The following is a 25038-nucleotide window of genomic DNA, read 5'->3' on the forward strand; positions in this document are numbered from 1 at the left end:
TTTACTGGCCAATATTTGATTTTTACCGGCCAAAACCGGGAAAATGCCGGCCAAACTGTCCTATTTACCGGCCAACATCAAAAAAACAGCCGCCCCACGCGGGACGGCTGCACAAGCAAGATTACTTGCTCAAGTTATAGAAGGATTTTAATCCATCATATACAGCTAAATCGCCAAGCTCGTCTTCGATGCGAAGAAGCTGGTTGTATTTAGCAATACGGTCTGTACGTGACATTGAACCAGTTTTGATTTGGCCAGCGTTTGTTGCAACAGCGATGTCAGCGATTGTAGCATCTTCTGTTTCACCGGAACGGTGAGATACAACTGCTGTGTAGCCGGCACGCTTCGCCATTTCGATTGCTTCGAATGTTTCCGTTAAAGTACCGATTTGGTTTACTTTGATCAGGATTGAGTTGCCTACGCCCTGCTCGATTCCTTGAGCAAGCTTCTTCGTGTTTGTAACGAATAAGTCGTCACCAACAAGCTGAACTTTTCCGCCGATGCGATCAGTTAATAGCTTGTGTCCTTCCCAGTCGTTTTCGTCAAGACCATCTTCAATTGAGATGATTGGGAACTCGTTTACAAGCTCTTCGTAGAAGTTAACCATGTCTTCTGAAGTTAAGCCAGTACGGCCTTCGCCTGCAAGATCGTATTTGCCAGTTTCTTTGTTGAAGAACTCAGAAGAAGCAACATCCATTGCAAGGTAGATGTCTTTGCCTGCTTCGTAGCCAGCATTTGTGATAGCTTCAATGATGACTTCAAGAGCTTCACGGTTAGAGCCAAGGTTTGGAGCGAATCCGCCTTCATCACCTACAGCTGTGTTCAGGCCTTTGCCAGATAAAACTTTTTTCAATGAATGGAAAACTTCAGCACCCATACGGATTGCTTCTTTAAAAGTAGGAGCTCCTACAGGCATGATCATGAATTCCTGGAAGTCCACGTTGTTGTCAGCGTGAGATCCGCCGTTGATGATGTTCATCATTGGTGTTGGAAGCTGCTTCGCATTGAAGCCTCCAAGGTAACGGTATAACGGAAGTCCTACAGACTCGGCAGCAGCATGTGCACAAGCCATGGATACGCCAAGGATCGCATTCGCGCCAAGCTTGCCTTTGTTTTCAGTTCCATCTAATGCGATCATCGTGCGGTCGATGCCAACCTGGTCAGTTACATCTAGACCAATAACAGCGTCAGCAATTAGGTTGTTTACGTTGTCTACTGCTTTTTGAACGCCTTTTCCAAGGTAACGGGACTTGTCGCCGTCACGAAGTTCTACTGCTTCGTGCTCACCAGTGGACGCTCCAGAAGGAACGATGGCACGGCCAAAAAATCCTGATTCTGTTAAAACTTCAACTTCAACTGTTGGGTTACCGCGGGAATCTAATACTTCACGAGCATATACTTGTTCGATAAATGGCATAGTAATTCTCTCCTTTTTTATAAAAAATCTTTTATTTTTTCAATAAAGAGGTTCCTGTCATTTCTTCAGGTTTTTCCAATCCAAGCAGGTCCAGGACAGTTGGAGCAAGGTCTCCTAAAATTCCGTCTGTACGGAGCTCTGCACCATCCTGTGTAACGATGACTGGAACTGGGTTTGTTGTATGAGCGGTCATTGGGCTGCCTTCCAAGGTAACAACTTCATCAGCGTTGCCATGGTCAGCTGTGATAATCGCTTTTCCGCCTTTAGAAATAATCAAATCAACAATTTTGCCAAGGCATTCGTCAACTGTTTCAACCGCCTTGATCGTTGGCTCAAGCATGCCTGAGTGCCCCACCATGTCCGGGTTAGCAAAGTTCAGGATGATCGCATCGAAATTATCAGCCTCTATTTCCTTCATCAACGCGTCCGTTACTTCATAAGCGCTCATTTCAGGCTTAAGGTCATAGGTAGCTACTTTCGGTGAATCGATCAGGATCCGCTCTTCGCCAGGGAATTTCTCTTCACGTCCGCCGCTCATAAAGAACGTCACATGAGGGTACTTTTCTGTTTCCGCAATGCGGAGCTGTGTTTTTCCATTTTGCGCCAGAACTTCACCAAGGGTGTTATCAAGGTTGGTCGGTTTGAACGCTACATATCCGTCAACTGTTTCACTGAAGTGGGTTAAACAAACGAAGAACAAGTTCTCAGGATGTCCTGGCCCTCTATCAAATGAACGGAAGTCTTTATTTGTAAAAGTGTTCGAAATCTGGATTGCCCGATCCGGACGGAAGTTATAGAAAATGACTGCATCATTTTTCTTAATTGTTGCAACCGGTTTACCATCTTCTGCTGTTATGACAGATGGAATGACGAACTCATCAAAGATACCATTCTTATAGTTATCTTCAACTAAATCCAGGGGATCGCTGTATGATGGGCCATCGCCATACACCATGGAACGGTATGACTTTTCAACTCGCTCCCAGCGTTTGTCGCGGTCCATGGAATAATAGCGTCCAGAAATCGTCGCAAATTCGCCGACTCCGTATTCCTTCATTTTTTCCTGCGTTTCTTTAATGTAGCCTGCTGCTGTTTGCGGGCCAACATCACGTCCATCCAGGAACCCATGAACATAGACATTCTTCACGCCTTCTTCAGCAGCCATGCGAAGCAGTGCGAATAAGTGCTGAATATGGCTGTGAACGCCTCCATCTGAAAGAAGTCCCATCAAATGAAGATCCGTGCCATTCTTTTTGACATGGTCAATCGCAGAACGGAACGTTTCGTTTTTCTCAAAATGTCCTTCACGAATGGCCACGTTTACTCTTGTTAAGCTCTGATAAACAATCCGGCCTGCACCAATGTTTAAGTGGCCTACTTCAGAGTTTCCCATCTGCCCTTCCGGAAGACCTACTGCTTCGCCGCTGGCTGTCAGAGTTGCGTTAGGGTAGGTATTCCAGTAGCGTTCGAAGTTTGGCTTCTTTGCCTGGGCAACGGCATTTCCCATCCGCTCTCCACGCAATGCGAAGCCATCTAAGATGATTAATGCAACTGGAGATTTACTCATTCTTGCCTGCCTCCAATAATTGAAGGAATGATTGCGGCTCAAGGCTTGCGCCGCCTACAAGAGCTCCATCAATATCAGGCTGGCTCATATATTCTTTAATATTTGCAGGCTTTACGCTTCCGCCGTACTGAATGCGGACTGCATCTGCTGCAACTTGGGAAAATTGCTTCGCAACTACAGAGCGGATATGTGCACATACCTCATTCGCATCTGCCGATGTTGAAGACTTGCCAGTTCCGATTGCCCAGATTGGCTCATACGCAATAACAGTCTGCTTTACCTGATCTTCAGTTAGACCATTAAGAGCCTTTTCCACCTGAGAGCCTACAAGATCCATTGTTTCGCCCTTTTCACGCTGTTCAAGCGATTCACCGACACAAACGATAGGAGTTAAATTGTATTTAAAAGCAGCCAGAGTTTTTTTGTTAACGGCCTCGTCTGTTTCATTAAACATTTCCCGGCGCTCGGAATGACCAAGGATTACATATTTTACCCCAAGGTCTTCAAGTGCCACAGGGCTGATTTCGCCTGTAAAAGCACCACTTTCTTCAAAGTGCATGTTTTGCGCGCCGATTTCAACATCATAACCCTTTGCGCTATCCACAAGGCGTTCCAGGAATAGTGCAGGGGCACATACAACTGTTTCTACCTGCTCTTTCCCCGGTACTAAGCCATTGATTTCTTCAAGAAATACTTTCGCTTCCGGAAGTGTTTTATGCATTTTCCAGTTTCCTGCGATAATTGGTTTACGCATGTTGCACGTCCTTTCATGCTTTTATTATTGTCAAAAGACAGGGCTAAACAGCCCTGGTTAAATTATTTATCGTTTAAAGCCACTACGCCAGGCAGAGCCTTTCCTTCCATAAACTCAAGGGAAGCGCCGCCGCCTGTTGAGATATGGCTCATGCGGTCAGCAAGATGGAATTTCTCAACTGCAGCTGCAGAATCTCCGCCGCCAATGACTGAATATGTATCGTTCGCTTCTGCTAAAGCCTCAGCCACTGCTCTTGTTCCGCCGGCGAATTTTTTCAATTCGAACACACCCATTGGCCCATTCCAGATGACCAGCTTGGAATTCTGGATTACATCGCTGTAGATTTCGCGCGTTTTAGGTCCGATATCAAGGGCTTCCCAATCAGAAGGAATTTCTTCAATTGCTACTGTCTTAATATTGGCTTCCTCGGAAAAATCGTCTGCTACCACAACATCAACAGGCATGTAGAAGTTCACGCCTTTTTCTTTCGCTTTTTCCATAAAGGACTTTGCAAGTTCAATCTTATCTTCTTCCAATAGAGATTTCCCTACTTCATGGCCCTGTGCCTTTACAAATGTATAGGCCAGTCCGCCGCCAATGATCAGGTTATCTACCTTTTCAAGAAGGTTTTCTATTACACCGATTTTATCTTTAACCTTTGCGCCGCCGATAATGGCTGTAAATGGACGCTCAGGATTTGAAAGAGCTTTTCCAAGTACATCAAGTTCTTTTTCCATTAATAGTCCTGATACTGCAGGAAGATGATGTGCAATTCCTTCCGTTGAGGCATGTGCACGGTGCGCTGCTCCAAAGGCATCGTTCACATACACGTCAGCAAGCTCAGCAAATGCCTTTGCAAGTTCAGAATCATTCTTTTCCTCTCCAGGATAGAAACGCACGTTTTCAAGAAGAAGAACATCTCCTTCACTTAGCGTGTCAACCATTGCTTTTACAGAATCGCCATATGCTTCATCCGCCTTCTTCACTTCTTTGCCAAGAAGCTCGGACAAACGCTTTGCTACTGGTGTTAAACGCAATTCTTCAACAACTGAACCCTTCGGACGGCCCAAATGGCTTGCTAAGATTACTTTAGCACCCTGGTTAGTCAAATACTCAATAGTTGGAAGAGCTGCACGGATACGAGTTTCATCTGTAACCTGTCCATCCTTCATAGGTACGTTGAAATCAACGCGGCAAAAAACTCGTTTGCCTTTTAACTCTACATCTTTTACGCTTTTTTTGTTCATAGCAAAAGGACCTCCTTACCAGGAAAAGCGGAAGCGCCTTGCCCAGGGGCGACAAGTATAAGACGAGCGCTGGCAGAAGGCGTGCTTTGCCTTCAGAAGCGATTGGCTTATGACTCGAGACCCCAGGAGCCGGAGCTAGACACCAACCTAGTCAATTATTTTTACTTTTTGCTTTAAAACAAAAGGGAGAGGGATTGTTTCCCTGCTCCCCTTTTACCCTTATCCATTATAGACGTTAGAGATTTTAATATCCAACAAGATGAGGTATTTTTTTAGAGAAAAAATTCACCTTGAGAATGCTTCGCAAAACGAATTTTTTTCTCGTAAAGGTTTCTCAATTGCCGCGATTAACGGGCAGTAGCCCCCAGGAGTAAAACGAGGAGTAACTTCCCGTTATGCCCGGTAACTTCAATTAACCATCAAAGGAGAAGAACTAATTCCCCTTTGATGGAAGTTTTCTTTTTTAAAGTCCTTTTTGAGCGATGTAGTCAACAAGGTCAACTACACGGTTAGAATAACCAGACTCGTTGTCATACCAAGAGATAACTTTTACCATGCTGCCTTCCATAACCATTGTAGACAGTGCATCGATTGTAGAAGAAGCTGGGTTTCCGTTGTAGTCGCCAGATACTAATGGCTCTTCGCTGTATGCAAGAATGCCTTTAAGTTCGCCTTCAGCAGCTGCTTTAAGAGCGCTGTTTACTTCTTCTGCTGTTACATCTTTGTCAAGCTCAGCAACAAGGTCAACAAGAGAAACGTTTGGAGTTGGGACACGCATAGCTCCACCGTTCAATTTGCCTTTAAGTTCAGGCAATACTAGAGATACTGCTTTTGCAGCGCCAGTAGTTGTTGGAATGATATTTTCTGCTGCTGCACGGGCACGGCGGTAGTCTTTGTGCGGCAAGTCAAGGATTTGCTGGTCATTTGTGTATGAGTGAACAGTTGTCATCATACCGCGCTTGATTCCGAAGCTGTCGTTCAATACTTTTGCAAATGGAGCCAAGCAGTTTGTTGTACAAGATGCGTTAGAGATTACATGGTGGTTTGCAGGGTCATATTTATCATGGTTAACACCCATAACCACTGTGATATCTTCGTCACTTGCAGGAGCTGAAATGATTACTTTCTTCGCACCAGCTTCAAGGTGTTTCGCAGCGTCAGCACGCTTTGTGAAACGGCCAGTAGATTCTACTACTACTTCTACGCCAAGGTCTCCCCATCCTAATTGAGCAGGATCGCGCTCAGCAAGTACTTTTACTTTATGGCCGCCAACAACAAGGTAATCGCCATCAACTGTTACTTCTTCATTTAATGTTCCGTGTACGGAATCATATTTTAAAAGGTGTGCAAGCATGTTTGCATCTGTAAGGTCATTTACTGCTACAACCTCTACGTTAGGGTTTTTAAGAGCTGCACGGAAAACAACACGCCCGATTCTTCCAAATCCGTTAATACCAACTTTAACTGCCATGATTATTTCCTCCTTAGAAAGGTAGATTTAATATTTGAAAAGGGATTACCCTTTTAACAACTGTTTTGCTGCACCTTCATCTGTCACTAAAATGGTAGAGGATGGTGCCCGTTTCATGTATGCAGCAATGGCTTTTGCCTTTGAAGAGCCGCCTGCCACTGCAATGACATGTTCAATATGGGATAGGTCATCCAGCTGAAGGCCGATGGTCTGAACCTTATGTACAACCTCGCCGCCTTCATTGAAGTAATAACCAAAGGATTCTCCTACTGCTTGGGCATGCTTGATTTTAACAAAATCTTCTTCACTGGTTTTGCGGCGTTCCGCCATTGTAATAGCGTCCCCAATCCCGTGTAAAACCATGCTAGCAGATTTGATCTGGGTGATTACTTCTTTAATATTGGGTTCCTTAATGATGCTTTCATACATCTCCCTGCTCACCTGGTCCGGTACATAAAGGACGCGGTGTCTGGAATCTGTATGATCAGCCATTTTTGCACAAATGGTGTTAGCCTGATTTTTAACATCTTCCCCAATTCCGCCCCGTGCCGGCACAAACAGCCAATCCCGTTCAGCAAGATCAGGGGTTAGCATCTCCGCTACGGCTGCCATTGTGGATCCGCCGGTAACTGCGATGATATTTTTGCCTTTGAGCCTTGATTTCATACACATCGCTGTTGCCCTGCCAAGCTCCTGCTTTACCCATGGAGATTCATCGCTGTTGCCCGAAACAATGATCGCCTGGCGAATGCCAAGTTTTCGGGATAATTCCTGCTCCATTACGGCTATACCCGATATATCCCTCATTATTCCTTCAAGAGCTTCAAGCAAATCCCTGCCATCGGCAGAAAGGCTCATCCCCGTACTTGAAATGCGGATCAGATTCTGGTCTTTTAAAAATTCAACCTCACTTCTCAGCACTCTTTCCGTCAGGCCCAAACTTACTGCAAGGCTCCTTCTTCCAACCGGCTCCATCAGCCCTATGTAATGAAGGATCCCATAGCGCTTCTGCATAACCGCAAGCATATCAGGCAATAATCTTTTTTGAATATCAATTAGTGAGTACATCCGGATAGCTCCTTAATCATATGTGGTCATTTTTTGTCCCGCATAGACATATTATGTCCCACTTACCACAAAAAAAATCACCCTTGCTTCTCTTCAATAATAGCAAGAGTGAGTAGTGAAATCAACTAATAAAACTCAGTTTTTTTCTGTAAGCGCTTCACTTAACGTAATGGCATCAATATGCCCGAACTGCACTTCATACCCATCAATTTCAACAACCGGGATCATGAGCCCATACTTCTCTGTCAGTTCATCGCTACCATCAATGTCTTTCTCAATTAAGTTAAAATCGTACTCTTTCTTTAATTCCATTATTACATCCTTGGCTTTATCACACAGCGGGCATCTGCAGCGTGTATAAAACACGACCTCTGGCTGTTTCAATCAGCAAATCTCCTTTATCAGTCATACCTTTTCCGTTTAGATGATGATGGGATGCCCAGCTGATCCCGATATTTTGCAATCGTCCTTCTGCTGACAACCATCCCCTCTTCTTCCTTCAGCAGCTTCACAAGCTCCTGGTCGGATAAAGGCTTTTGCTTATTTTCCTTTTCTATCATTTTACCAATTATCGTCTTGACCTGCTGTGAAGACGTATTTTCATCGGATGTTGTTTTAATCGTGCTTGAGAAAAACGACCTCAGCTCATAGGTCCCATATGGCGTTTGCGCATATTTTTCCCGGACAGCACGGCTGACAGTTGATTCATGAATATCGAGTTCATCTGATATTTCCTTCATGGTCATCGGCTTCAGATGTGAAGGTCCTTTTATAAAGAAGTCCTGCTGTTTTTCAACGATTTTAAGGGTCACATTCGCAAGAGTCTCTTTTCTCTGCTCTATGCTCCTCATGATCCATTGATAATCCTGCTGCTTTTCCTGAAGGAAGCGGCTGACATTCCGGTCTCCAGAGGCCGCAAACTTTTTATAATAACCTTCATTAAAACTGATTTTAGGAAGCACTTCATCAAAAACACTTACAGAAAAGGAGCTTCCATCCCACTTAATTATCACGTCCGGTGTTATATATGCCGATTTCTCGCTTTGGAAGGATGAAGCCGGCCTAGGATTCAAGGTCTGCACAAGGTCGAATACCTCCTGAATCTCTTTTAGCCCCACACCAAGCTGCTTGGCAATCTCTTTCCATTTCTTCTCCGCAAAAAAGGTAAAGTATTCATCTAAAATAATTTCAGCGAGTTCATTTCTCTCTGGCAATCTCTTAATCTGCAGGGAAAGGCACTCCTGGAGATTCCTCGCGCCAACACCAGCAGGCTCGAGTTCCTGCAATTCTTCAAGCATCTGTTCCATATTTTCAAGAGGCATCTGGAGCGCCTTGGCAGCTGTCTGCAAATCCGCTCGCAAGTAACCGTTTTCATCAAGGCTCTCAATAAGATGCTCAATTACTTTTTTTTCGTCCTTGTTTAATTTCAAATGAAGCTGCGACTTCAAATATTCATCCAGCATCATCGTCTTTCCGCAGCCAATCTGCTCAATCCAATTTATTTTATCTTTTTCGACTTTTATCCTCGTCGGTTTGACACGGTCATAACGGGGATCCATCGTCTGGACTTGACCGGACTCTACTTTTAAAAGGGGATTTTCAAGCGCCTTGCTTTCCAAAAAAGCAGAAAGCTCCTGTGTGCTGTATTGCAGAAGGGCAATCGCCTGCGTCAGCTCCTGTGTCATTGTTAATTTCATTGTCTGCTGCTGCCATAACCCAGCTTTCAAATTCATCGTACATTCCCCCTGTCCCCATTTTACAATATTCCAGGTAAATGTTGTATGGAAATATCTTGGCAAATGCCAATCGCACGGGCACTTTACCATCTTTCTGAATACTTCACAATATGCATGGAAGAGGGAAGAATATTCATTTTTTATGGTGAAAACTGTGGATTTTAAGGATTTTTTTGAAATTCGGGCTTAAGTTTAGGATGTTTTTTTAGATTTATGTGCGGATAGAGGAATTTTATTTGCGTATAGGGCCAAATTACTTGCGGATAAATTTTTTTGTGTGCTCATAGGCTGGATTTATTTGCGGATAGCTTAAAAAGTAAAAACTCCCTGTCCGTATCAGACAAGGAGTTTTGACAGCGCCCTCGGCAGGAATCGAACCCACATCTTAAGAACCGGAATCTCACGTGCTATCCGTTGCACCACGAGGGCAGATATTTTAACAGGTGGCTGACCAAGCGCTCAGCCGCTACGATAACTAATTATATGATAAGTTTATTCACTTTGCAAGCCTCCTTTTAGTTTAAAAATTGGAACAATGGGTATCATGGAATGAGATAGCACAGCACAGAAAAAAGTGTCGAACGAATCAAGCACGAATTCTATGCGATTTGTTTGACCTTAATTGACCATCAGTGTATCATGATAATACATAGGAGTTAAAAAATTTTCTTTACTTGAAAGAACATGCTTGTTCATCTTGTGTGTTAACCTTATTTTGAAGGAGGAATTGGAAAATGAACTTAATCCCTACAGTTATTGAACAAACAAACCGCGGGGAGCGCGCTTATGATATTTACTCCCGCCTTTTAAAAGACCGCATCATTATGCTGGGAAGCGCAATCGATGACAATGTGGCAAACTCAATTGTTGCCCAGCTTTTATTCCTTGAAGCAGAAAATCCTGAAAAAGACATTTCCATTTACATTAATAGCCCGGGCGGTAGCATTACAGCTGGTATGGCTATTTATGATACGATGCAATTTATCAAGCCAAAGGTACAAACGATTTGTATCGGTATGGCAGCATCCATGGGTGCGTTCCTTCTTGCTGCTGGTGAGAAAGGCAAGCGTTTTGCCCTTCCAAACAGTGAAGTCATGATTCATCAGCCGCTAGGCGGAGCTCAGGGACAGGCGACTGAAATTGAAATCGCTGCAAAGCGCATTCTTTTCCTTCGCGAAAAATTAAACACAATTCTTTCAGAGCGCACTGGACAGCCGCTTGAAGTCATTGCGAGAGACACTGACCGCGATAACTTTATGACAGCTGAAAGAGCTCTTGAATACGGTTTGGTTGACCAAATCATTACCAGAAACTCTTTGGATGAGAAGAAAGATAAATAATAAGCATAAAAAAACAACTCGCATCTTCCCGATGCGAGTTGTTTTAGTTTTCCTTTTGAATATAGTTCGCAAGTGCCTCAAGAGCTTCGTTTTCGTCGTTCCCTTCAGCCTTGAGGGTAATGACCGATCCTGAGCTTACTGCCAGACTCATCAGCCCCATTATGCTTTTGGCATTTACCTTCTTTCCGTCCTTCTCCAGAAAAATATCGGATGAGAACCGATTGGCCTCCTGTACGAACAATGCCGCCGGACGTGCCTGTAATCCTGTTTTCAGCTTAACTTCAACCTGTTTTTCCGCCATTGTATATCTCCTCCCTGCTGATCCCTCTATCAGTGAGCATCTATAGTGTCGCCTGCCCGGAGTTTCTCAGCGATTTCATCTATTTTTCTTAATCTGTGATTAATACCCGATTTACTGATATTTCCGCCTGAGACCATTTCCCCAAGCTCTTTTAAAGTGACATCCTGGTAAGCTACACGCAATTCGGCAATTTCCCGCAGTTTGTCAGGAAGAACCTGAAGTCCGACAGTTTGATCGATGAACCGGATATTTTCCACCTGGCGCAAAGCAGCTCCAATTGTTTTGTTTAAGTTCGCTGTTTCACAATTTACGAGCCGGTTGACCGAGTTTCGCATATCGCGGACAATCCGGATGTCTTCAAACCGGAGCAGAGCTGCGTGTGCACCGATAATATTTAGGAACTCCGTTATTTTTTCGGCTTCCTTTAAATACGTGATATAGCCTTTTTTCCGTTCAAGCGTTTTGCTGTTCAGCCCGAACGTATTCATCAATTCACACAGGGAGTCATTATGCTCCTTGTAAAGTGAAAAGATCTCCAAATGATAGGAGGAGGTCTCCGGATTATTTACCGATCCCCCGGCAAGGAATGCACCGCGCAGATAAGAACGCTTACAGCATTTCTTTTTTATGAGCTCATTGGAAATATCGTGTGTAAATACGAATCCCTCGCTTAAAATTTTCAGATCATCAAGAATCATACTGGCCTGTTCCGTTAGCCTGACAATATAAACATTGTTCTTTTTCAGCCGCATTTTTTTCCGGACCAGGAGCTCGACCTGAACGTTGTAATTCCTTTTAATCAGAGTGTAAATCCTTCTTGCAATTGCTGCATTCTCCGTCTGTATATCCACAATCAATTTCCGGCTGGAAAAAGAAAGTGAACCATTCATCCTGATTAAGGCGGACAATTCCGCCTTCCCGCAGCAGTCTTTTATTTCCAGGTTCGTCAATTCTTTTTTCGTTTCCGAAGCGAAAGACATCCCTTCACCTCCTATCCGCAAAAGCGCTAAGCCAGTAGCATATAAAAAGATATTCTTTACTGAGCAAACGTATGCACAGTTTATTTTTTTACCGGCAAAAGCCCTTTCACACCTGTATACTACGCGTTAAAACGCCTATTGGTTTCATGTAAAAGTAAATTATATAGCATTTGGGCAACTTCTTTTGTATCATGGCGAATGATCCCGCCTTCGTGGCTGACAATTTCACCGTGCATTATTTCAAGGCCCAGTTCGGTAAGAGCACCTGTATCATACACAACAGGCTTTGCCATTTCCTCGCTGTACCTCTCCTGAATATGAGGAGGAATTTCCTCATTGTTTACCAGAATGGTATTGATAAAAGCACAGCTCATATGATCATACAATGCTTTTACGTGATCACTTGCCGTGTAATCGAGCGTCTCTCCTGCCTGTGTCATTAAATTGCATATATACACCTTTTTCGCCTTAGAATGACAGACCTCACGTCCCAGCCTAGGGACAAGCAGGTTTGGAAGAATACTGGTATATAAGCTTCCAGGCCCTATGATGATCATATCAGCCTGTCTGATTGCCTGCAGTGATTCAGGCAGGGCTTTGATATTTTTAGGGGTTAAAAATACCCGTTTAATTTTTTTGCCGGAATAGGGAATCTTTGATTCTCCCGATACTATGGTCCCGTCTTCCATTTCTGCATGAAGGACCACACTCTGGTTTGCAGCCGGCAATACCTTTCCCCTTACGTTTAACACCTTGCTCATTTCCTGAATCGCATGAACAAAGTTTCCTGTTATCGAGGTCATGGCCGCTAGAATCAGATTGCCAAGCGAATGCCCGGATAACTCATTGGATGTCGCAAAGCGGTGCTGGAACATCTCCTCAATGAGCGGCTCCACGTCTGAAAGAGCTGCCAGTACATTGCGGATGTCACCGGGCGGCGGGATATGAAGATCATTTCTCAATCTTCCTGAACTGCCGCCATCATCGGCAACTGTCACAATGGCAGTAATATCAACAGGGAATTGTTTCAATCCCCTTAAGAGGACAGGCAGCCCTGTTCCTCCACCGATGATGACGATTCTTGGCTGTCGGTTCATTTGATGTTTTCCTTTCTCCTCTCGATGTCACGGTGCGTGATTGCCGTATGGTAATCCTTGCCGAAATAGTCAGCAATATACTCTGTCAGCGCTACCGAACGATGCTGGCCTCCCGTACAGCCGATTGCAACGACCAATTGAGCTTTCCCTTCCCGTTTATAATGCGGAAGCATGAAGCTCAGCAGCTCCGTAACCTTCTCGAGAAATTTACTTGTTTCAGTCCATTTCAGCACATAGCTGGATACCTCTTCATCTAATCCTGTCTTCGGCCTCATATGCTCAATATAATGCGGATTCGGAAGGAACCGGACATCGAACACCAGGTCGGCATCAATTGGAATTCCATGCTTAAAGCCAAAAGACATGACGTTAACCGTAAATATAGTTTTCTTATTCAATGAGAATTCTGTGAGAATTTTCTCTCGCAATTCCCTTGGTTTCATTTGTGATGTGTTATAAATAAGCTGGGCCCTGCCTTTTAATTCTTCAAGCAGTTCCCGTTCAAGCTTTATGCCTTCAAGAGGTAATCCTGATGGTGCAAGGGGATGGAATCGTCTTGTTTCTTTATATCTTCTGACGAGCGTCGAATCATCAGCATCAAGATATAAAATTTGCGGGGTGACCCAGGATGTCTCGGATAATTCATCCAGCGCTTTAAATAAGTGGTCAAAAAACTCACGGCCGCGCAAATCCATCACCAATGCCACCTTATTCATTTTATTCCCTGATTCCTTCATAAGTTCAAGGAATTTCGGCAACAGTGTCGGCGGCAAGTTGTCTACACAGAAGAAGCCAAGATCTTCAAAGCTTTGGATGGCTACTGTTTTCCCTGCCCCTGACATTCCCGTAATAATCACCATTTGAGTATCATTAACTGCACCCGTGCTCATTTATAATTTCCCCCTGTTTCTGTCAAATTCAGCTTGGATCCAGCCTGTAACTAAGCAGTTCAAAATCAGGCGTATACGTAAACGTTCCATAAATCATGCCCTGTCCATGAATCATATACTCCAAAATATGTGAATCTCCGGCTGCCATCGGCAGATTCTTAACCTCTGAAAACGGATGCCAGCGAAGTTTGCCTTCATCTGATTCCTCCAGGTTCAGCCCATCAGAAGCTGTAGCCAGGAAAGTAAACATCATCCACTCCTGTACAACCTTATCGCCATCCTTCATGATGAACGTAAAAATGCCTTTAATATTCGGATTTCGCAGATAAATGCCTGTTTCTTCCCTGAACTCACGGATGCACGAGTCCCTCACTGATTCACCCGGCTCCATTTTTCCGCCCGGAGCCACCCACCAGCCTCTTCTCGGCTTCTGTAAAAGCAATACTTTATCGTCTTTCAGTAACACACAGTTCGTGACTCGCTGCAACACATTTCACCTCTAATTTTCCGAAATCATACCGCTGCCGCCTTTTCATGAAATCGCTTAAAGTAAAGGCCGGCTAACGTTCTTTTCTTATTCATTTCATTATACTATTTTTGGCTTACAGCCACAATGAATACAGGTTTCCAAAAAACATTCTTCAAAACATACTGTATTTATGCAAAAAAAGAGCACAGGCATGTGCCTGTGCTTTAAAAGGATTATATCTTTAAAAGGGGGTCAATTTCTATTCCTATACTACCCGAAATTTATTTCATGAAGGTTACAGGAGAATTAAAACCACATGACTTTTTGTAAAACTTTTCAACCAGTGGCTTTTTTTACTAAAATAAAAGGCATACAGCCCCTAGGACCATATGCCTGTTCCCATTATTTCTTCACTTTAAGGCGTTCTTGCAATTCTTCAACATAGTGCTGGGCGCTTTGGGCAGCGATGCTTCCATCACCTGTTGCTGTAACGATTTGGCGAAGGGATTTTTCGCGGATATCTCCGGCTGCAAAAATGCCTTCCACCCTTGTTTCCATTCGGTCGTTTGTTTCAATATAGCCATTGCTGTTCGTGATGCCAAGGCTTTCAAATGGCTTGGAAAGAGGAACCATGCCGATATAGATGAAGACACCATCTGCTTTGAAATCTCTTTCTTCCCCTGTTTCAGTAGACACAAGCGTTACGCTGCCTACTTTTCCGTCCTTATCATTAACTTCCTTCACTGTAGTGTTCCAGATAAAGTCGATTTTTTCATTGTCAAACGCACGCTGCTGAAGAATCGCCTGCGCACGAAGCTGGTCCCGTCTATGAACGATTGTCACCTTAGAGGCGAAACGGGTCAAATATACGCCTTCCTCAACAGCAGAGTCACCGCCGCCGACTACAACAAGCTCTTTGCCTTTAAAGAATGCTCCATCACAGACTGCACAATAGGATACACCGCGTCCGCCAAGCTCTTTCTCACCAGGAATGCCAAGCTTTTTGTATTCGGCACCAGCAGAAATAATTACTGAGCGTGCTTTATATTGCTTCGATCCAGCAATAACAGTTTTATATTCTTCGCCGTCAATGATTTCTTTAATATCTCCATACGCATATTCAGCGCCAAATTTCTTCGCATGATCGAACATTTTGGTGGATAAATCCGGACCTAAAATATGGTCAAAACCAGGATAGTTCTCAACTTCTTCTGTATTGGCCATTTGTCCGCCAGGAACACCGCGTTCAATCATTAGTGTAGACAGATTTGCACGAGATGTATATACAGCTGCCGTCATCCCTGCCGGACCTGCGCCAGCGATAATGACATCATAAATTTTTTCTTCAGTCACAGCGATTCACTCCTTCAGTAATCAGAAATCCAGTATTTTAAATAAAACACTCTATAAATACGCATATTATAGTATGACCTTCTTACTGTTATCCTATAAAATTGGCGCGTGTTTCGTCCATACATCTGCTCACTGAAGGCGGTCGTTCACCGATTTTACATATTTACCCATCGTTGAAGCGGAAATCCCGTATCTTCCTGCAATTTTTGATTGGGAAACCTTTTCGTTTCGAAGCTTATGCCAGACATACTCAATTGCTGCAGCCCAAGCCTTATTGTTTTTTATATTCTGGCAGTTATTTGTCAATTCAGCAAAAATGGTAAACCACATTAAATATAGGCCGGCTTCCACCGTGCCAATCGGATGGTAGTTTTCATAAAACAGTTCAGCTGTCTCATGCGCAGCCTGAACCTGGGCAGGCGCTTCCTGGTCTGTTTTCACAAAAGAGAGATATTCCTTCTCCACAGCTGAAAACTTATTGTTTCGTACAATTGCTTCAGAGATCAAAATTTCATCTCTTCTGCTGGATACTGACGTAAGGAAAAGGCCGAATAGCCGCTCTTCAATATAGTCGCTTTCCAGCTTTTTTAGAATGGATGAATAATGGTCTTCAAAGCCGCTGCTGGTTACTTTTTCATCGTTCCAGGGCTCAAAACCTTCTTTTTCCGGATTAATCTCAATGGCTTTCTTCCATGCTGATTTCGCCATTTCTTCACGTCCGGTAAAATATGCGGAATAGGATAGCCAGTAATAAAATGGTCCGTCCCCTTCAAAGCCTTTCTTTTGAAGCTTGCGAAGCCATGCAAAGGCAGCCTCATATTCGCCGGTCAAAGCAAAAGTGGCACCAAGCTTGAACTGATGTTCAATTGAAAGCGGCTTAATTTTTTTCAGAGCCTCTTTCAACAAGCGCACCTGCCTGAAATCCCGCTCGTAAAAAGCAAAGACAAGCTTGTTGCACAAAGCGTGCAGATTACCCGGATTTTCTTCCAGCACCTTCTCTAAAATATCTGCTGCCTTTTGCACTTCTCCAAGGTAAAAATACGCCAAGGCCAAATTGTTGTATGCGGACCAGTACTCCGGATACTCATCAATCACAGAGTTCAGTATCTCAACCGCTTTTGGAAAATGACCGGACTCCAGCAATTCCCGTGCGTGTTCCTGTTTCGTTATCAGGTCATCCTGCTCGTAGAGCTCATCATCCAAATCTTCCCCTTCAAGCGTCAGAAGTTCCAGCAGATCCTCTGTATCTTCCGTAAACTCTCCGTCCCGATCCAAATCCAGATACGTATTTGCATGCGTGTAAGCATCTTTGAAAAGGCCCATATGAGCATAGTTGTTGGCAAGGAAATAATGGCATTCCACCATATCCTCATCAAGCTCTTCCAATATCATATGAAGCAGCTGATTCGACTCCTGATACTCACCCATTTCTGAATGGACAATTGCAAGCTGGCAGATAATCATCGGTTCACCCGGCTCAAGCTGCATCGCCCGCATTAAATATTTCTTTGCTTTATGAAAATCCCTGCGGTGGTACGCCTTAATCCCTTTGGAAAAATAGTACTCACCATTCGGGATAAATGACAGTAACTTTCCCTTTTGGTGTCTAGCTTTAGAGTCTTTACTCATGAAATCCTCCATAAATGTTAGTAACTAAAGTAGTATATCACACGAACAAGCCTGTGGAGAAGGGAAGAAATGACAATACTATTTCCCATCGGAATTTTTTATTGGAAATCTTATCGCGGTTATGTTTTAAAGGGTTGTTGCGGTGGTATAATAAGGGAGCTAAATTCGGAGATAAACTGCTCGCTTCGCGCCGGGTGATAGCAGCGGCCTTTGGTGGTGCCGGTGTGGGAGAGGTTCTAGGGAATCGAATAACCTTCTGGATATATATGGAGATTTCAGTTGAAGGAGCTCCCGAAAGTCCTTATTCGCAATCAGAATCTGTAAGTGGGGTTTCGGATCTAGTTGCTGAACATAAAGATGGTGACAGCCTGGAGTACTGGCCATTTGGGCTCCAGCAGTTGGTGAAGAAGCTGCCACCACATGCAATAAGGATTTTAGAAGTAAAAGCGGGAAGTGTTCTCTGTTTCCGGCTGCACTTAAATTACCTTCTTGCCTTTTGAATTGCTTTCTTTCACTTTCTCCTCCCAAAAATCAGCACCTTTAATGCCAAGTTTAACAGGATCGAAGACTGGTTCAATGCCCGCTTTCTTCTGTTCTTCATAATCTTTAAATACTTTTAAGGCTGTTTTAGTCAAAAATAGAATAGCGACTAAGTTAAGCCAGGCCATACTTCCGAAGCCAAAGTCTCCGAGCGCCCATAATAGGGATGCATTTTCAACACTGCCTAAGTAGATCATTCCTAAGAAAAGAATCATTAAGCCTGCTTTTAGCCCTTTTAGATTTCTCTTTCTGCCAAGGTAAACGAGGGTTGTTTCAGAAATATAGTAGTAAGCCAACAGGGTTGTAAAGGCAAAGAAGAAGATAGCAATAGCTACGAAAAAACCGCCAAATCCAGGGATAACGCTTTCAACGGCCGCCTGTGTCCACATTGGTCCAGCTTCAACACCTGGGATGTTCTCAACAATCGGTTGCTTTCCTTCTGGTGTAACGCTGTACATACCGGTGATTAGAATCATAAGTGCAGTAGCTGTGCAAACAATGATAGTATCAATATAAACAGAGAATGCTTGAACAAGACCTTGTTTTGCCGGATGGGATACATCTGCTGCAGCTGAACTATAAGTTCCTTCCCCTACACCAGCAACGTTAGAGAATACCGCTCTCTTAACGCCCCATGCAATCGCTGCACCGATAATACCGCCAAACATTTCATTTGCACCAAATGCACTTGAAATAATCAGCCAAAGCATGGCTGGAATTTCTGCTGCATTGGCAAATAAAAGAACGAAAGTAATAACCACATATCCTAAGGCCATAAAAGGGACAACTTTTTCCGAAACAGTAGCAATTCGCTTAACGCCACCAAATATAATGATGCCAAGTAATACAACAAGAATGATTCCAGTGATGCTTTTATTGAGGCCAATTGTGTTTTCGAACCCAACAGCAATCGTATTTGCCTGAATACCTGGAACTAAAATTCCGTAGCAGAGGGTAACAACAATCGCAACAAATACCGCGAACCATTTTATATTTAAACCTTTTTCAATGAAATAAGGAGTTCCGCCCCGGTATTGATTACCATCTTTTACTTTATAGACCTGAGCAAGAGTAGATTCTATAAAAGCACTTGCTCCACCTAATAAAGCCATGATCCACATCCAGAAAACCGCTCCCGGACCTCCGAATGCAATCGCAGTAGCAACCCCGGCGATATTGCCAATACCGACCCGGCCAGCTAAAGCCATTGTAAATGCCTGGAAAGAGGATACACCTGATTCCGGGTTACCCTTTTCAAAAAGAAGTTTAATCATTTCCTTAAAATATCTAAATTGCACAAAACGTGTCATAATGGAAAAGAACAATCCAGCACCAAGCGCGAACGCTACCAATCCAAGACTCCAAACTAAACCCGACGCTTTATTCACTAATTCTTCCATATTATCCCACCTATTTTCAAACTTTAAGTAGATAGTTCCGTTTCTGTTTTAATTTATAATATTAATAATATTCAGACATATAAGTGTGCAAAATGGGACATTGTAACAAAACGCTGTCCCACTCCCATCCAATTAGTACACAGGATTGATTGTCCAATTGTTCCTTAAAATTTCTCATCATGCTTGATGTTAACAAATACACTTTTCACTTCCGTATAGTTTTGTAAGCCATATTCTCCACCCATTTCGCGGCCGATGCCTGATTGTTTGTAGCCGCCGAAAGGCATAGTTTCCCATTCAAGACCAAAATCATTAATCCAGACTGTACCTGATTGCAGCTTGCTTGCAATATAATGTCCCTTTTTCATACTTTCTGTCCAGATACTTGCAGCTAAGCCATATTCACTATCGTTCGCGCGTTTAATGACCTCATTAATCGTATCGAAAACGAAAATGGACATGACAGGACCAAAGATTTCTTCACGAGCAATAACCATATGATCTTGTACATCAGCAAAAATGGTTGGCTGTACAAAATAACCTTTTTCAAATCCTTTTTCGCCCCCTGCCACGAGACGCGCCCCTTCTTTCTTCCCTTGTTCAATATACTTAAGAACAGTTTGATGCTGTTTTGCTGAAACAAGCGGGCCCATTTCCGTTTCGGGGTTCATTCCATCACCTAACTTCATTGCATTCGCTCGTTCTGCTAAGGCTTTTACTACATGATCATATATGTTTCTCTGTACAAATACACGTGTACAAGCACTGCAGTTTTGCCCATGATTGTACATTGTTCCGTTAAATACCCCTTCAATTGCTTCCTCAAGATTAGCATCATCTAAGACAATGGCTGGCGATTTTCCGCCAAGCTCCAGCGTAACACCTTTAATTTGATCTGCAGCTTTTTTCATTACTTCTTTTCCGACAGCAGTTGATCCTGTGAATGCTACCTTATCGATATCTTTATGTGCAGTAATTGCTTCTCCCGCAACCCTGCCCGTTCCTGGCACAATATTTACAACACCATCCGGGAACCCGGCTTCTTTGAATAGCTTTCCTGCGTAGAGAAGAGATAATGGTGTTTCAGTTGCCGGTTTAATCACAACCGTACAGCCGACTGCGAGTGCAGATCCGAGCTTCCAGGCAGCCATGGCGAGCGGAAAGTTCCATGGAATAATTTGGCCTACAACCCCAACCGGCTCGTGTACAGTATAGGTTACATAATTCTTTGAAACCTGAGTTGTCTTACCAAATATTTTTGTGGCCCAGCCTGCGTAATATCTAAAATGCTGGATTGTTCCGTCGACATCATCTGCCAAGGCGACCTTATAGGGCTTTCCGTTATCCAATGATTCCAGTTGTGCAAGTTCCTCTCGATTTTCTTCTAAGAGATCCGCAAATTTATAGATTAGGCGGGAGCGTTCAGCGGCATCCATTTTTGTCCATTGGCCATCATCAAATGCTTTTCTTGCAGCAGCTACCGCAGCGTTAATATCTTCCTCTTGCGCTTCACTTACTTCTGCAATCACCTCTTCGTTTGCAGGATTAACGACGGTAAACCTTTTACCACTGATCGCCGGTACATATTTACCGTTAATATATAGCCCTTTCACACCTTCCAGGAATTCTTGAACTTTCGGTTTTAAATTGTATTTTGTCGCTTGCATATCCTCACTCCTTCACTTTTTTAGTTTTTTACTGTCTCTAAACTTGCAAGCAGGTCTTTTAGCTTTTGATCCTCCTCAGGTGATAGGCCTAGACGAGGGTAACGCGCAGGTCCGCCAGCCTGGCCGGTTAATTCCATGGCTCTCTTCACAATTTGCACATACTTTCCAGATCCTTCAAGGAACGCGCACAGTGGTAAAATACGATCATTGATTGACCAAGCTTCTTCTAACTCACCGTTTTGGAAATGGTTATACATGTCTGTAACCAGCTTTGGCACAATATTTCCTGCAACAGAAATCCACCCGGTTGCTCCAACTAAGTAAGACTCCATTACAAGCTCTTCAGCACCGCAGAATACTTCAAAGTCTCCTTTTCCTTTTCTTGCAAGATCTCTTACCTTGCCAATTTCACCGCTTGATTCCTTAATATGAGTTACATTTTCACAATCCTTGCCAATCTGAAGCATTAAATCTGCGCTCATATTAACGCCAGAAGTAAATGGGTTGTTATAAAGCATGATTGGAAGATTAACACTGCCAGATACTTCTTTGAAATGATGGTAGATTTCATTTTCCTTTGGCTTCATGTAAAAAGGGTTAATGATTAGAGCACAATCCGCTCCATGTACTTCAGCTTGCTTTGTATACTCGATTGTTTCCCTTGTTGTTTCAGCAGCTGTCCCCACAATAACAGGGATGCGGCCGCTTACTTCCTTCATAACAGTTTCTACCATCTGGAATTTTTCTTCTCTTGATAGACTGACAAATTCACCAGTACTCCCATTGATGACGATACCTGCCACACCTTGATCCACAAAGTAATTAACATTATTCTTTACACCGCCCCAATCAATCTCCTGCTCCTGTGTCATTGGTGTAATTAATACTGGATAAGCTCCTCTAATTCTAGTCATTTTAATTTTCCTCCCTATAATTAATAGTTTTTTATTTTAATAAAAACCCTGCGAATAATGGATCTGTCGGGTCTAATACATATGTCTGCATACCCGTAATAAATCCGCGGGCTGAAAAACAAAACTCGTAACTGGTTTCAATTTGTGCTGAATACTCGGCTCTTAATTTACCTTTGAAAAGGCTTTTATTTTCAATTGGGCTGCCTGCAGATATATCGCCATTCCTTAATAAATAGCTACTGCAGGCAGCCAGAGTGCCAAATCCCGGAGAACGCACAATATAACGATCCGGACGGAAGGTTACCGTTTTGATTTTGCCTTCACTTTTTTGCGAATGATCCAGCAATATCACTCTGCTGAAAGCATATTTGCCTTCTAATGCTTCAATCGTCTTTTGCCCCCATTGATTAATAACTGGAAGGTTCTCCATCTCAATCTCAAAAGGCAGCTCTGCTTTATCAAAAATGGCATAAATATGATCGGCTTGGACTAGAGATACTTCGGTATTTAAATCAAAATAAGACACCGGCGCATTGACCTGTACAACCTGGCAAGGCCCGCTTTTTAACTTAACTGATTTCACTTCACCGTCTTTAATTGCTGCAGTAACAGAAACAACACCGTTAATTGTTTCAATTCTGTATACATTTGAAGGCCTGGCCTTTAATTGGCCGCACTCTAACAATGCGGTTATGACAGCAACAATTCCGCCATATTGCATCGGAACGGTTCCGTAATGATCGAAAAAGATTACAGCTGCATCGGCATCGCTTTTAAAAGGCGGGACGATCAAACAACCCATTAATCCAGCAAATCCGCGGGGCTCATTTAATAGAAGTTTAATTTCCTCCTGATAGGCAACCGAAAACTGCTCATTCAGCTCCTGTATACTTTGATAATGAACAAATGGTCCATCCTTAACAATACGATAAGCCTGACCTGCTACGTGTACATCGGTTGCTGTATACGTCTTTTGAATTATCATTTCACATCCTCCATTTCATGTTTCATTGGGGGAATAAGTAAGAAGCCTTCTTTAAGCGGATCCTCCTCGTTATAAAAGAACCGGTGCATTCCCATTAGCCATGCTGAACCAGTGATTCTTGTAATAACAGCCTCCACACCCAGAACATCTGCTGTTTCAAGGACTTCTCCGCGGAATAAAGAGCCGACAATACTCTCATGTACAAATTCTTCTTTGATACCAATCTCCTTTTTGGCATAGAGGACAGATAATTTGGCCGAAGTACCTGTACCGCATGGTGAACGATCAATCCCGCCTGGAGGGACAACAACTGTATTTTTTACATCAGCTTCTTCATGGGTTGGCACAGTGAAAAATTCAATATGGGTCAAACCGCGAATAAATGGATATTGCGGATGAATGACATCCGTTTTTTCGTTAATTGTATTCCTAATTTTGATAGCTTTTTCAATGATTGTTGAAGCATTCTCCGGTGTCAGTTCTAATCCAACAGATTGGGCATTAATGATTCCATAGAAGTTGCCCCCATAAGCAATGTCTGCATCAACGGTTCCGATTCCCTCAACTTCAACAGAGACACTCTTTAACAGGAACGCAGGGACATTACAGAAGGAAACCTCTTTTGCTTTACCGTTCTCTACCTTAATCTCTGCCTTAACAAGACCTGCTGGTGTATCAATCCTGATGGTAGTAACTGGCTCCTGAGCAGGGAATAGCCCTGCTTCCACTAATGCTGTACAAACTCCGATTGTGTCATGGCCGCACATTGGCAAATATCCGCCGGTTTCGATATATATAACACCGATATCTGCTTCCGGATGACATGGGTCTGTTAAAAGTACTCCTGACATTACATCATGCCCTCTTGGTTCATTCATCAGGAGCTTACGAATCCAATCATATTCCTTTTGCATATGAAGCATTTTTTCGGACATTGTCGCTCCTTTTAGTACTGGGAGTCCACTAATCAATGTCCTTGTCGGATTTCCGCCCGTGTGTGTATCAATGGTTGTAAAAACCCGATTTGCTTTCATCAGCTCCTCACCCTTTCCTTAAATCGAGAAAATCTCAGCGGTTCAATTGGGATGCAAGTTTCCTTTTCATTAAGCATTTCCTCTATCACTTTTCCAGTAACAGCGGCAAGGCTAATTCCGTCTCCCTCATGACCGGCTGCAATATAATAGTTAGGAATTCCTTCCACTTCTGACACAATTGGCAAGTGATCCTCCGTCCAGGGCCGTAAGCCAGCATAAGTACGTATGACCATCATGTCAGCCATTTTCGGATAGAATCTAATGGCCCTATTGGCAATGCATTTAATAATTTCATTATTGATTTTTGTATTAAACCCAACAAATTCACGGCTGCTTCCAATCAGGAAGTTTTGACTTTCAGTCGGTTCAAAAACAAGTGCTACTCCGTATTTTTCAGTAATCGGGTCAACCTGGCGCTTGCCGCCAAATTTTGATATTAAATAGCCAAATTCCATGACTTTTCTTGGCCCAACAAAATCCTGGCGTGATGCGACCATAATGTGGCCTTTTCTTGGTTTAATTGGAATAGACAAGTCCAGCATCTCACCGATATATGGAGCCCATACACCTGCCGCATTAATGACATAGTTAGCGGTGAAGGTCCCATTGGATGTTTCAACGCTAAATGTACCGTCCGTCTTCCTTCTCATTCCGGTAACCTCAGTTTGTTTATGGGCTTTAGCGCCCATCTCCTTTGCCCCCTCAAGAAGGTTAAAGGCAAGTAGATATGGATTGACTGTAGAATCTGTTGCACACTCTAAGCCGCCTAATAAATCATCAGCAAAATACTTGGAGTCTTGGCGGATGTCCTGTCTGTCCAGCATCCTGAACGGCAAGCCGGCCTCACTCTGACGGTCAACCCACTTTTGTGCTGCTTCCATCTCTTCTTCTGTCTCGCATACAAGGATGCTTCCGGGAGCCCGATATTCAAAAGGCTGTTTCAATTCTCTGCTTAATTCATCTACTAATTTCTGACTGACAAGTGACATTTGACTATCGAAGCCAGGATCTTTATCAATAGCTAAAATATTTCCGTCACAGCGGGAAGACGTGCCACTGACAAATTCACCTTTTTCAATAACTGTTACATTTCTTCCAGATTTAGAAGTATAATAGGCAATTGCACAGCCTATGATTCCCCCGCCTATAACCAAAACGTCACAATGATATTTCACAAAA

The 25038-nt window shown here is 43.3% G+C and carries 23 protein-coding genes and 1 tRNA gene; 2 read left to right on the forward strand and 22 right to left on the reverse strand.

Annotated elements, in window-relative coordinates; genetic code table 11:
- Window positions 1-121: 121 nt before the first annotated feature.
- From eno to A361_RS24240, 9 genes are all read right to left on the reverse strand, one after another.
- Complete coding sequence (eno, locus tag A361_RS24200) at window positions 122-1417, reverse strand: phosphopyruvate hydratase (protein ID WP_019383296.1); 1296 nt, start codon at window positions 1415-1417, stop codon at window positions 122-124.
- A gap of 31 nt (window positions 1418-1448) precedes the next feature.
- Window positions 1449-2984, reverse strand: a complete 1536-nt coding sequence (gene gpmI, locus A361_RS24205; protein ID WP_019383297.1) for a 2,3-bisphosphoglycerate-independent phosphoglycerate mutase — start codon at window positions 2982-2984, stop codon at window positions 1449-1451.
- Window positions 2977-3738 (reverse strand): triose-phosphate isomerase, encoded by a 762-nt coding sequence (tpiA, locus tag A361_RS24210; protein WP_019383298.1) that lies wholly within the window; start codon window positions 3736-3738, stop codon window positions 2977-2979. The genes gpmI and tpiA overlap by 8 nt, the downstream gene beginning before the upstream one ends.
- Before the next feature lie 62 nt (window positions 3739-3800).
- The gene (locus A361_RS24215) at window positions 3801-4985 is read right to left on the reverse strand and encodes a phosphoglycerate kinase (RefSeq protein ID WP_009331816.1); all 1185 of its coding nucleotides are present in this window, start codon (window positions 4983-4985) and stop codon (window positions 3801-3803) included.
- 463 nt (window positions 4986-5448) lie between these two features.
- A complete protein-coding gene (gene gap / locus A361_RS24220; RefSeq protein ID WP_009331817.1) occupies window positions 5449-6456 on the reverse strand; it encodes a type I glyceraldehyde-3-phosphate dehydrogenase in 1008 nt (335 codons plus the stop codon).
- Window positions 6457-6501: 45 nt separating this feature from the next.
- Window positions 6502-7524, reverse strand: coding sequence for a sugar-binding transcriptional regulator (locus A361_RS24225; RefSeq protein ID WP_009331818.1), 1023 nt, complete (start codon window positions 7522-7524; stop codon window positions 6502-6504).
- A 135-nt stretch (window positions 7525-7659) separates the two neighbouring features.
- Window positions 7660-7908, reverse strand: a complete 249-nt coding sequence (locus tag A361_RS24230) for a glutaredoxin family protein (RefSeq protein ID WP_019383299.1) — start codon at window positions 7906-7908, stop codon at window positions 7660-7662.
- Between the two features lie 17 nt (window positions 7909-7925).
- Window positions 7926-9257 (reverse strand): RNA polymerase factor sigma-54, encoded by a 1332-nt coding sequence (rpoN, locus tag A361_RS24235; RefSeq protein WP_019383300.1) that lies wholly within the window; start codon window positions 9255-9257, stop codon window positions 7926-7928.
- A 360-nt stretch (window positions 9258-9617) separates the two neighbouring features.
- Window positions 9618-9689: transfer RNA gene (locus A361_RS24240), tRNA-Arg, on the reverse strand.
- A 305-nt stretch (window positions 9690-9994) separates the two neighbouring features.
- Between A361_RS24240 and clpP the strand changes: the two genes are divergently transcribed.
- Window positions 9995-10600: an ATP-dependent Clp endopeptidase proteolytic subunit ClpP gene (gene clpP / locus A361_RS24245; RefSeq protein ID WP_009331821.1), complete on the forward strand. Its 606-nt coding sequence runs from the start codon at window positions 9995-9997 to the stop codon at window positions 10598-10600.
- A 43-nt stretch (window positions 10601-10643) separates the two neighbouring features.
- Here the strand turns inward: clpP and A361_RS24250 are convergent, their stop codons facing one another.
- The 7 genes from A361_RS24250 to A361_RS24280 all read right to left on the reverse strand — a co-directional run bounded on the left by A361_RS24250 (window position 10644) and on the right by A361_RS24280 (window position 17319).
- A complete protein-coding gene (locus A361_RS24250; protein ID WP_009331822.1) occupies window positions 10644-10901 on the reverse strand; it encodes an HPr family phosphocarrier protein in 258 nt (85 codons plus the stop codon).
- A 29-nt stretch (window positions 10902-10930) separates the two neighbouring features.
- Window positions 10931-11881 carry a DNA-binding protein WhiA gene (gene whiA, locus A361_RS24255; RefSeq protein WP_009331823.1) on the reverse strand — a complete coding sequence of 317 codons (951 nt, stop codon included), beginning with the start codon at window positions 11879-11881 and terminating at the stop codon, window positions 10931-10933.
- 119 nt (window positions 11882-12000) lie between these two features.
- Window positions 12001-12978 carry a gluconeogenesis factor YvcK family protein gene (locus tag A361_RS24260; RefSeq protein ID WP_009331824.1) on the reverse strand — a complete coding sequence of 326 codons (978 nt, stop codon included), beginning with the start codon at window positions 12976-12978 and terminating at the stop codon, window positions 12001-12003.
- Window positions 12975-13868 carry an RNase adapter RapZ gene (rapZ, locus tag A361_RS24265; RefSeq protein WP_009331825.1) on the reverse strand — a complete coding sequence of 298 codons (894 nt, stop codon included), beginning with the start codon at window positions 13866-13868 and terminating at the stop codon, window positions 12975-12977. The genes A361_RS24260 and rapZ overlap by 4 nt, the downstream gene beginning before the upstream one ends.
- A gap of 28 nt (window positions 13869-13896) precedes the next feature.
- Window positions 13897-14355 (reverse strand): 8-oxo-dGTP diphosphatase, encoded by a 459-nt coding sequence (locus tag A361_RS24270; RefSeq protein ID WP_019383301.1) that lies wholly within the window; start codon window positions 14353-14355, stop codon window positions 13897-13899.
- A gap of 384 nt (window positions 14356-14739) precedes the next feature.
- Window positions 14740-15690 (reverse strand): thioredoxin-disulfide reductase, encoded by a 951-nt coding sequence (trxB, locus tag A361_RS24275; RefSeq protein WP_019383302.1) that lies wholly within the window; start codon window positions 15688-15690, stop codon window positions 14740-14742.
- Between the two features lie 129 nt (window positions 15691-15819).
- Window positions 15820-17319, reverse strand: a complete 1500-nt coding sequence (locus A361_RS24280) for a tetratricopeptide repeat protein (protein WP_019383303.1) — start codon at window positions 17317-17319, stop codon at window positions 15820-15822.
- A gap of 14 nt (window positions 17320-17333) precedes the next feature.
- Between A361_RS24280 and A361_RS24285 the strand changes: the two genes are divergently transcribed.
- Window positions 17334-17819, forward strand: coding sequence for a hypothetical protein (locus A361_RS24285; RefSeq protein WP_019383304.1), 486 nt, complete (start codon window positions 17334-17336; stop codon window positions 17817-17819).
- On the opposite strand, the gene A361_RS24290 is transcribed toward A361_RS24285, so the two are convergent.
- The 6 genes from A361_RS24290 to A361_RS24315 form a co-directional block, all read right to left on the reverse strand.
- Window positions 17796-19259: an alanine/glycine:cation symporter family protein gene (locus tag A361_RS24290; RefSeq protein WP_009331829.1), complete on the reverse strand. Its 1464-nt coding sequence runs from the start codon at window positions 19257-19259 to the stop codon at window positions 17796-17798. The genes A361_RS24285 and A361_RS24290 overlap by 24 nt on opposite strands.
- 164 nt (window positions 19260-19423) lie before the next feature.
- Window positions 19424-20926: an aldehyde dehydrogenase family protein gene (locus tag A361_RS24295; protein ID WP_019383305.1), complete on the reverse strand. Its 1503-nt coding sequence runs from the start codon at window positions 20924-20926 to the stop codon at window positions 19424-19426.
- 20 nt (window positions 20927-20946) lie between these two features.
- Complete coding sequence (dapA, locus tag A361_RS24300; protein WP_019383306.1) at window positions 20947-21840, reverse strand: 4-hydroxy-tetrahydrodipicolinate synthase; 894 nt, start codon at window positions 21838-21840, stop codon at window positions 20947-20949.
- 31 nt (window positions 21841-21871) lie between these two features.
- Window positions 21872-22825, reverse strand: coding sequence for a proline racemase family protein (locus A361_RS24305; protein WP_019383307.1), 954 nt, complete (start codon window positions 22823-22825; stop codon window positions 21872-21874).
- Window positions 22822-23859: a proline racemase family protein gene (locus A361_RS24310; protein ID WP_019383308.1), complete on the reverse strand. Its 1038-nt coding sequence runs from the start codon at window positions 23857-23859 to the stop codon at window positions 22822-22824. The genes A361_RS24305 and A361_RS24310 overlap by 4 nt, the downstream gene beginning before the upstream one ends.
- A complete protein-coding gene (locus tag A361_RS24315) occupies window positions 23859-25034 on the reverse strand; it encodes an NAD(P)/FAD-dependent oxidoreductase (RefSeq protein WP_009331834.1) in 1176 nt (391 codons plus the stop codon). Before A361_RS24315 ends, A361_RS24310 begins: the two co-directional genes overlap by 1 nt.
- Window positions 25035-25038 lie beyond the last annotated feature (4 nt).

The sequence above is a fragment of the Cytobacillus oceanisediminis 2691 genome, assembly GCF_000294775.2.
In the GTDB taxonomy this organism is placed as follows: Bacteria; Bacillota; Bacilli; order Bacillales; family Cytobacillaceae; genus Cytobacillus; species Cytobacillus pseudoceanisediminis.

Bases quoted from the DNA above. Each gene is read 5' to 3' on its own strand.
- eno (WP_019383296.1), bottom strand. From the start codon at position 1,417: ATGCCATTTATCGAACAAGTATATGCTCGTGAAGTATTAGATTCCCGC.
- gpmI (WP_019383297.1), bottom strand. From the start codon at position 2,984: ATGAGTAAATCTCCAGTTGCATTAATCATCTTAGATGGCTTCGCATTG.
- tpiA (WP_019383298.1), bottom strand. From the start codon at position 3,738: ATGCGTAAACCAATTATCGCAGGAAACTGGAAAATGCATAAAACACTT.
- A361_RS24215 (WP_009331816.1), bottom strand. From the start codon at position 4,985: ATGAACAAAAAAAGCGTAAAAGATGTAGAGTTAAAAGGCAAACGAGTT.
- gap (WP_009331817.1), bottom strand. From the start codon at position 6,456: ATGGCAGTTAAAGTTGGTATTAACGGATTTGGAAGAATCGGGCGTGTT.
- A361_RS24225 (WP_009331818.1), bottom strand. From the start codon at position 7,524: ATGTACTCACTAATTGATATTCAAAAAAGATTATTGCCTGATATGCTT.
- rpoN (WP_019383300.1), bottom strand. From the start codon at position 9,257: ATGAATTTGAAAGCTGGGTTATGGCAGCAGCAGACAATGAAATTAACA.
- clpP (WP_009331821.1), top strand. From the start codon at position 9,995: ATGAACTTAATCCCTACAGTTATTGAACAAACAAACCGCGGGGAGCGC.
- A361_RS24250 (WP_009331822.1), bottom strand. From the start codon at position 10,901: ATGGCGGAAAAACAGGTTGAAGTTAAGCTGAAAACAGGATTACAGGCA.
- whiA (WP_009331823.1), bottom strand. From the start codon at position 11,881: ATGTCTTTCGCTTCGGAAACGAAAAAAGAATTGACGAACCTGGAAATA.
- A361_RS24260 (WP_009331824.1), bottom strand. From the start codon at position 12,978: ATGAACCGACAGCCAAGAATCGTCATCATCGGTGGAGGAACAGGGCTG.
- rapZ (WP_009331825.1), bottom strand. From the start codon at position 13,868: ATGAGCACGGGTGCAGTTAATGATACTCAAATGGTGATTATTACGGGA.
- A361_RS24280 (WP_019383303.1), bottom strand. From the start codon at position 17,319: ATGAGTAAAGACTCTAAAGCTAGACACCAAAAGGGAAAGTTACTGTCA.
- A361_RS24285 (WP_019383304.1), top strand. From the start codon at position 17,334: ATGTTAGTAACTAAAGTAGTATATCACACGAACAAGCCTGTGGAGAAG.
- A361_RS24290 (WP_009331829.1), bottom strand. From the start codon at position 19,259: ATGGAAGAATTAGTGAATAAAGCGTCGGGTTTAGTTTGGAGTCTTGGA.
- A361_RS24295 (WP_019383305.1), bottom strand. From the start codon at position 20,926: ATGCAAGCGACAAAATACAATTTAAAACCGAAAGTTCAAGAATTCCTG.
- dapA (WP_019383306.1), bottom strand. From the start codon at position 21,840: ATGACTAGAATTAGAGGAGCTTATCCAGTATTAATTACACCAATGACA.
- A361_RS24305 (WP_019383307.1), bottom strand. From the start codon at position 22,825: ATGATAATTCAAAAGACGTATACAGCAACCGATGTACACGTAGCAGGT.
- A361_RS24310 (WP_019383308.1), bottom strand. From the start codon at position 23,859: ATGAAAGCAAATCGGGTTTTTACAACCATTGATACACACACGGGCGGA.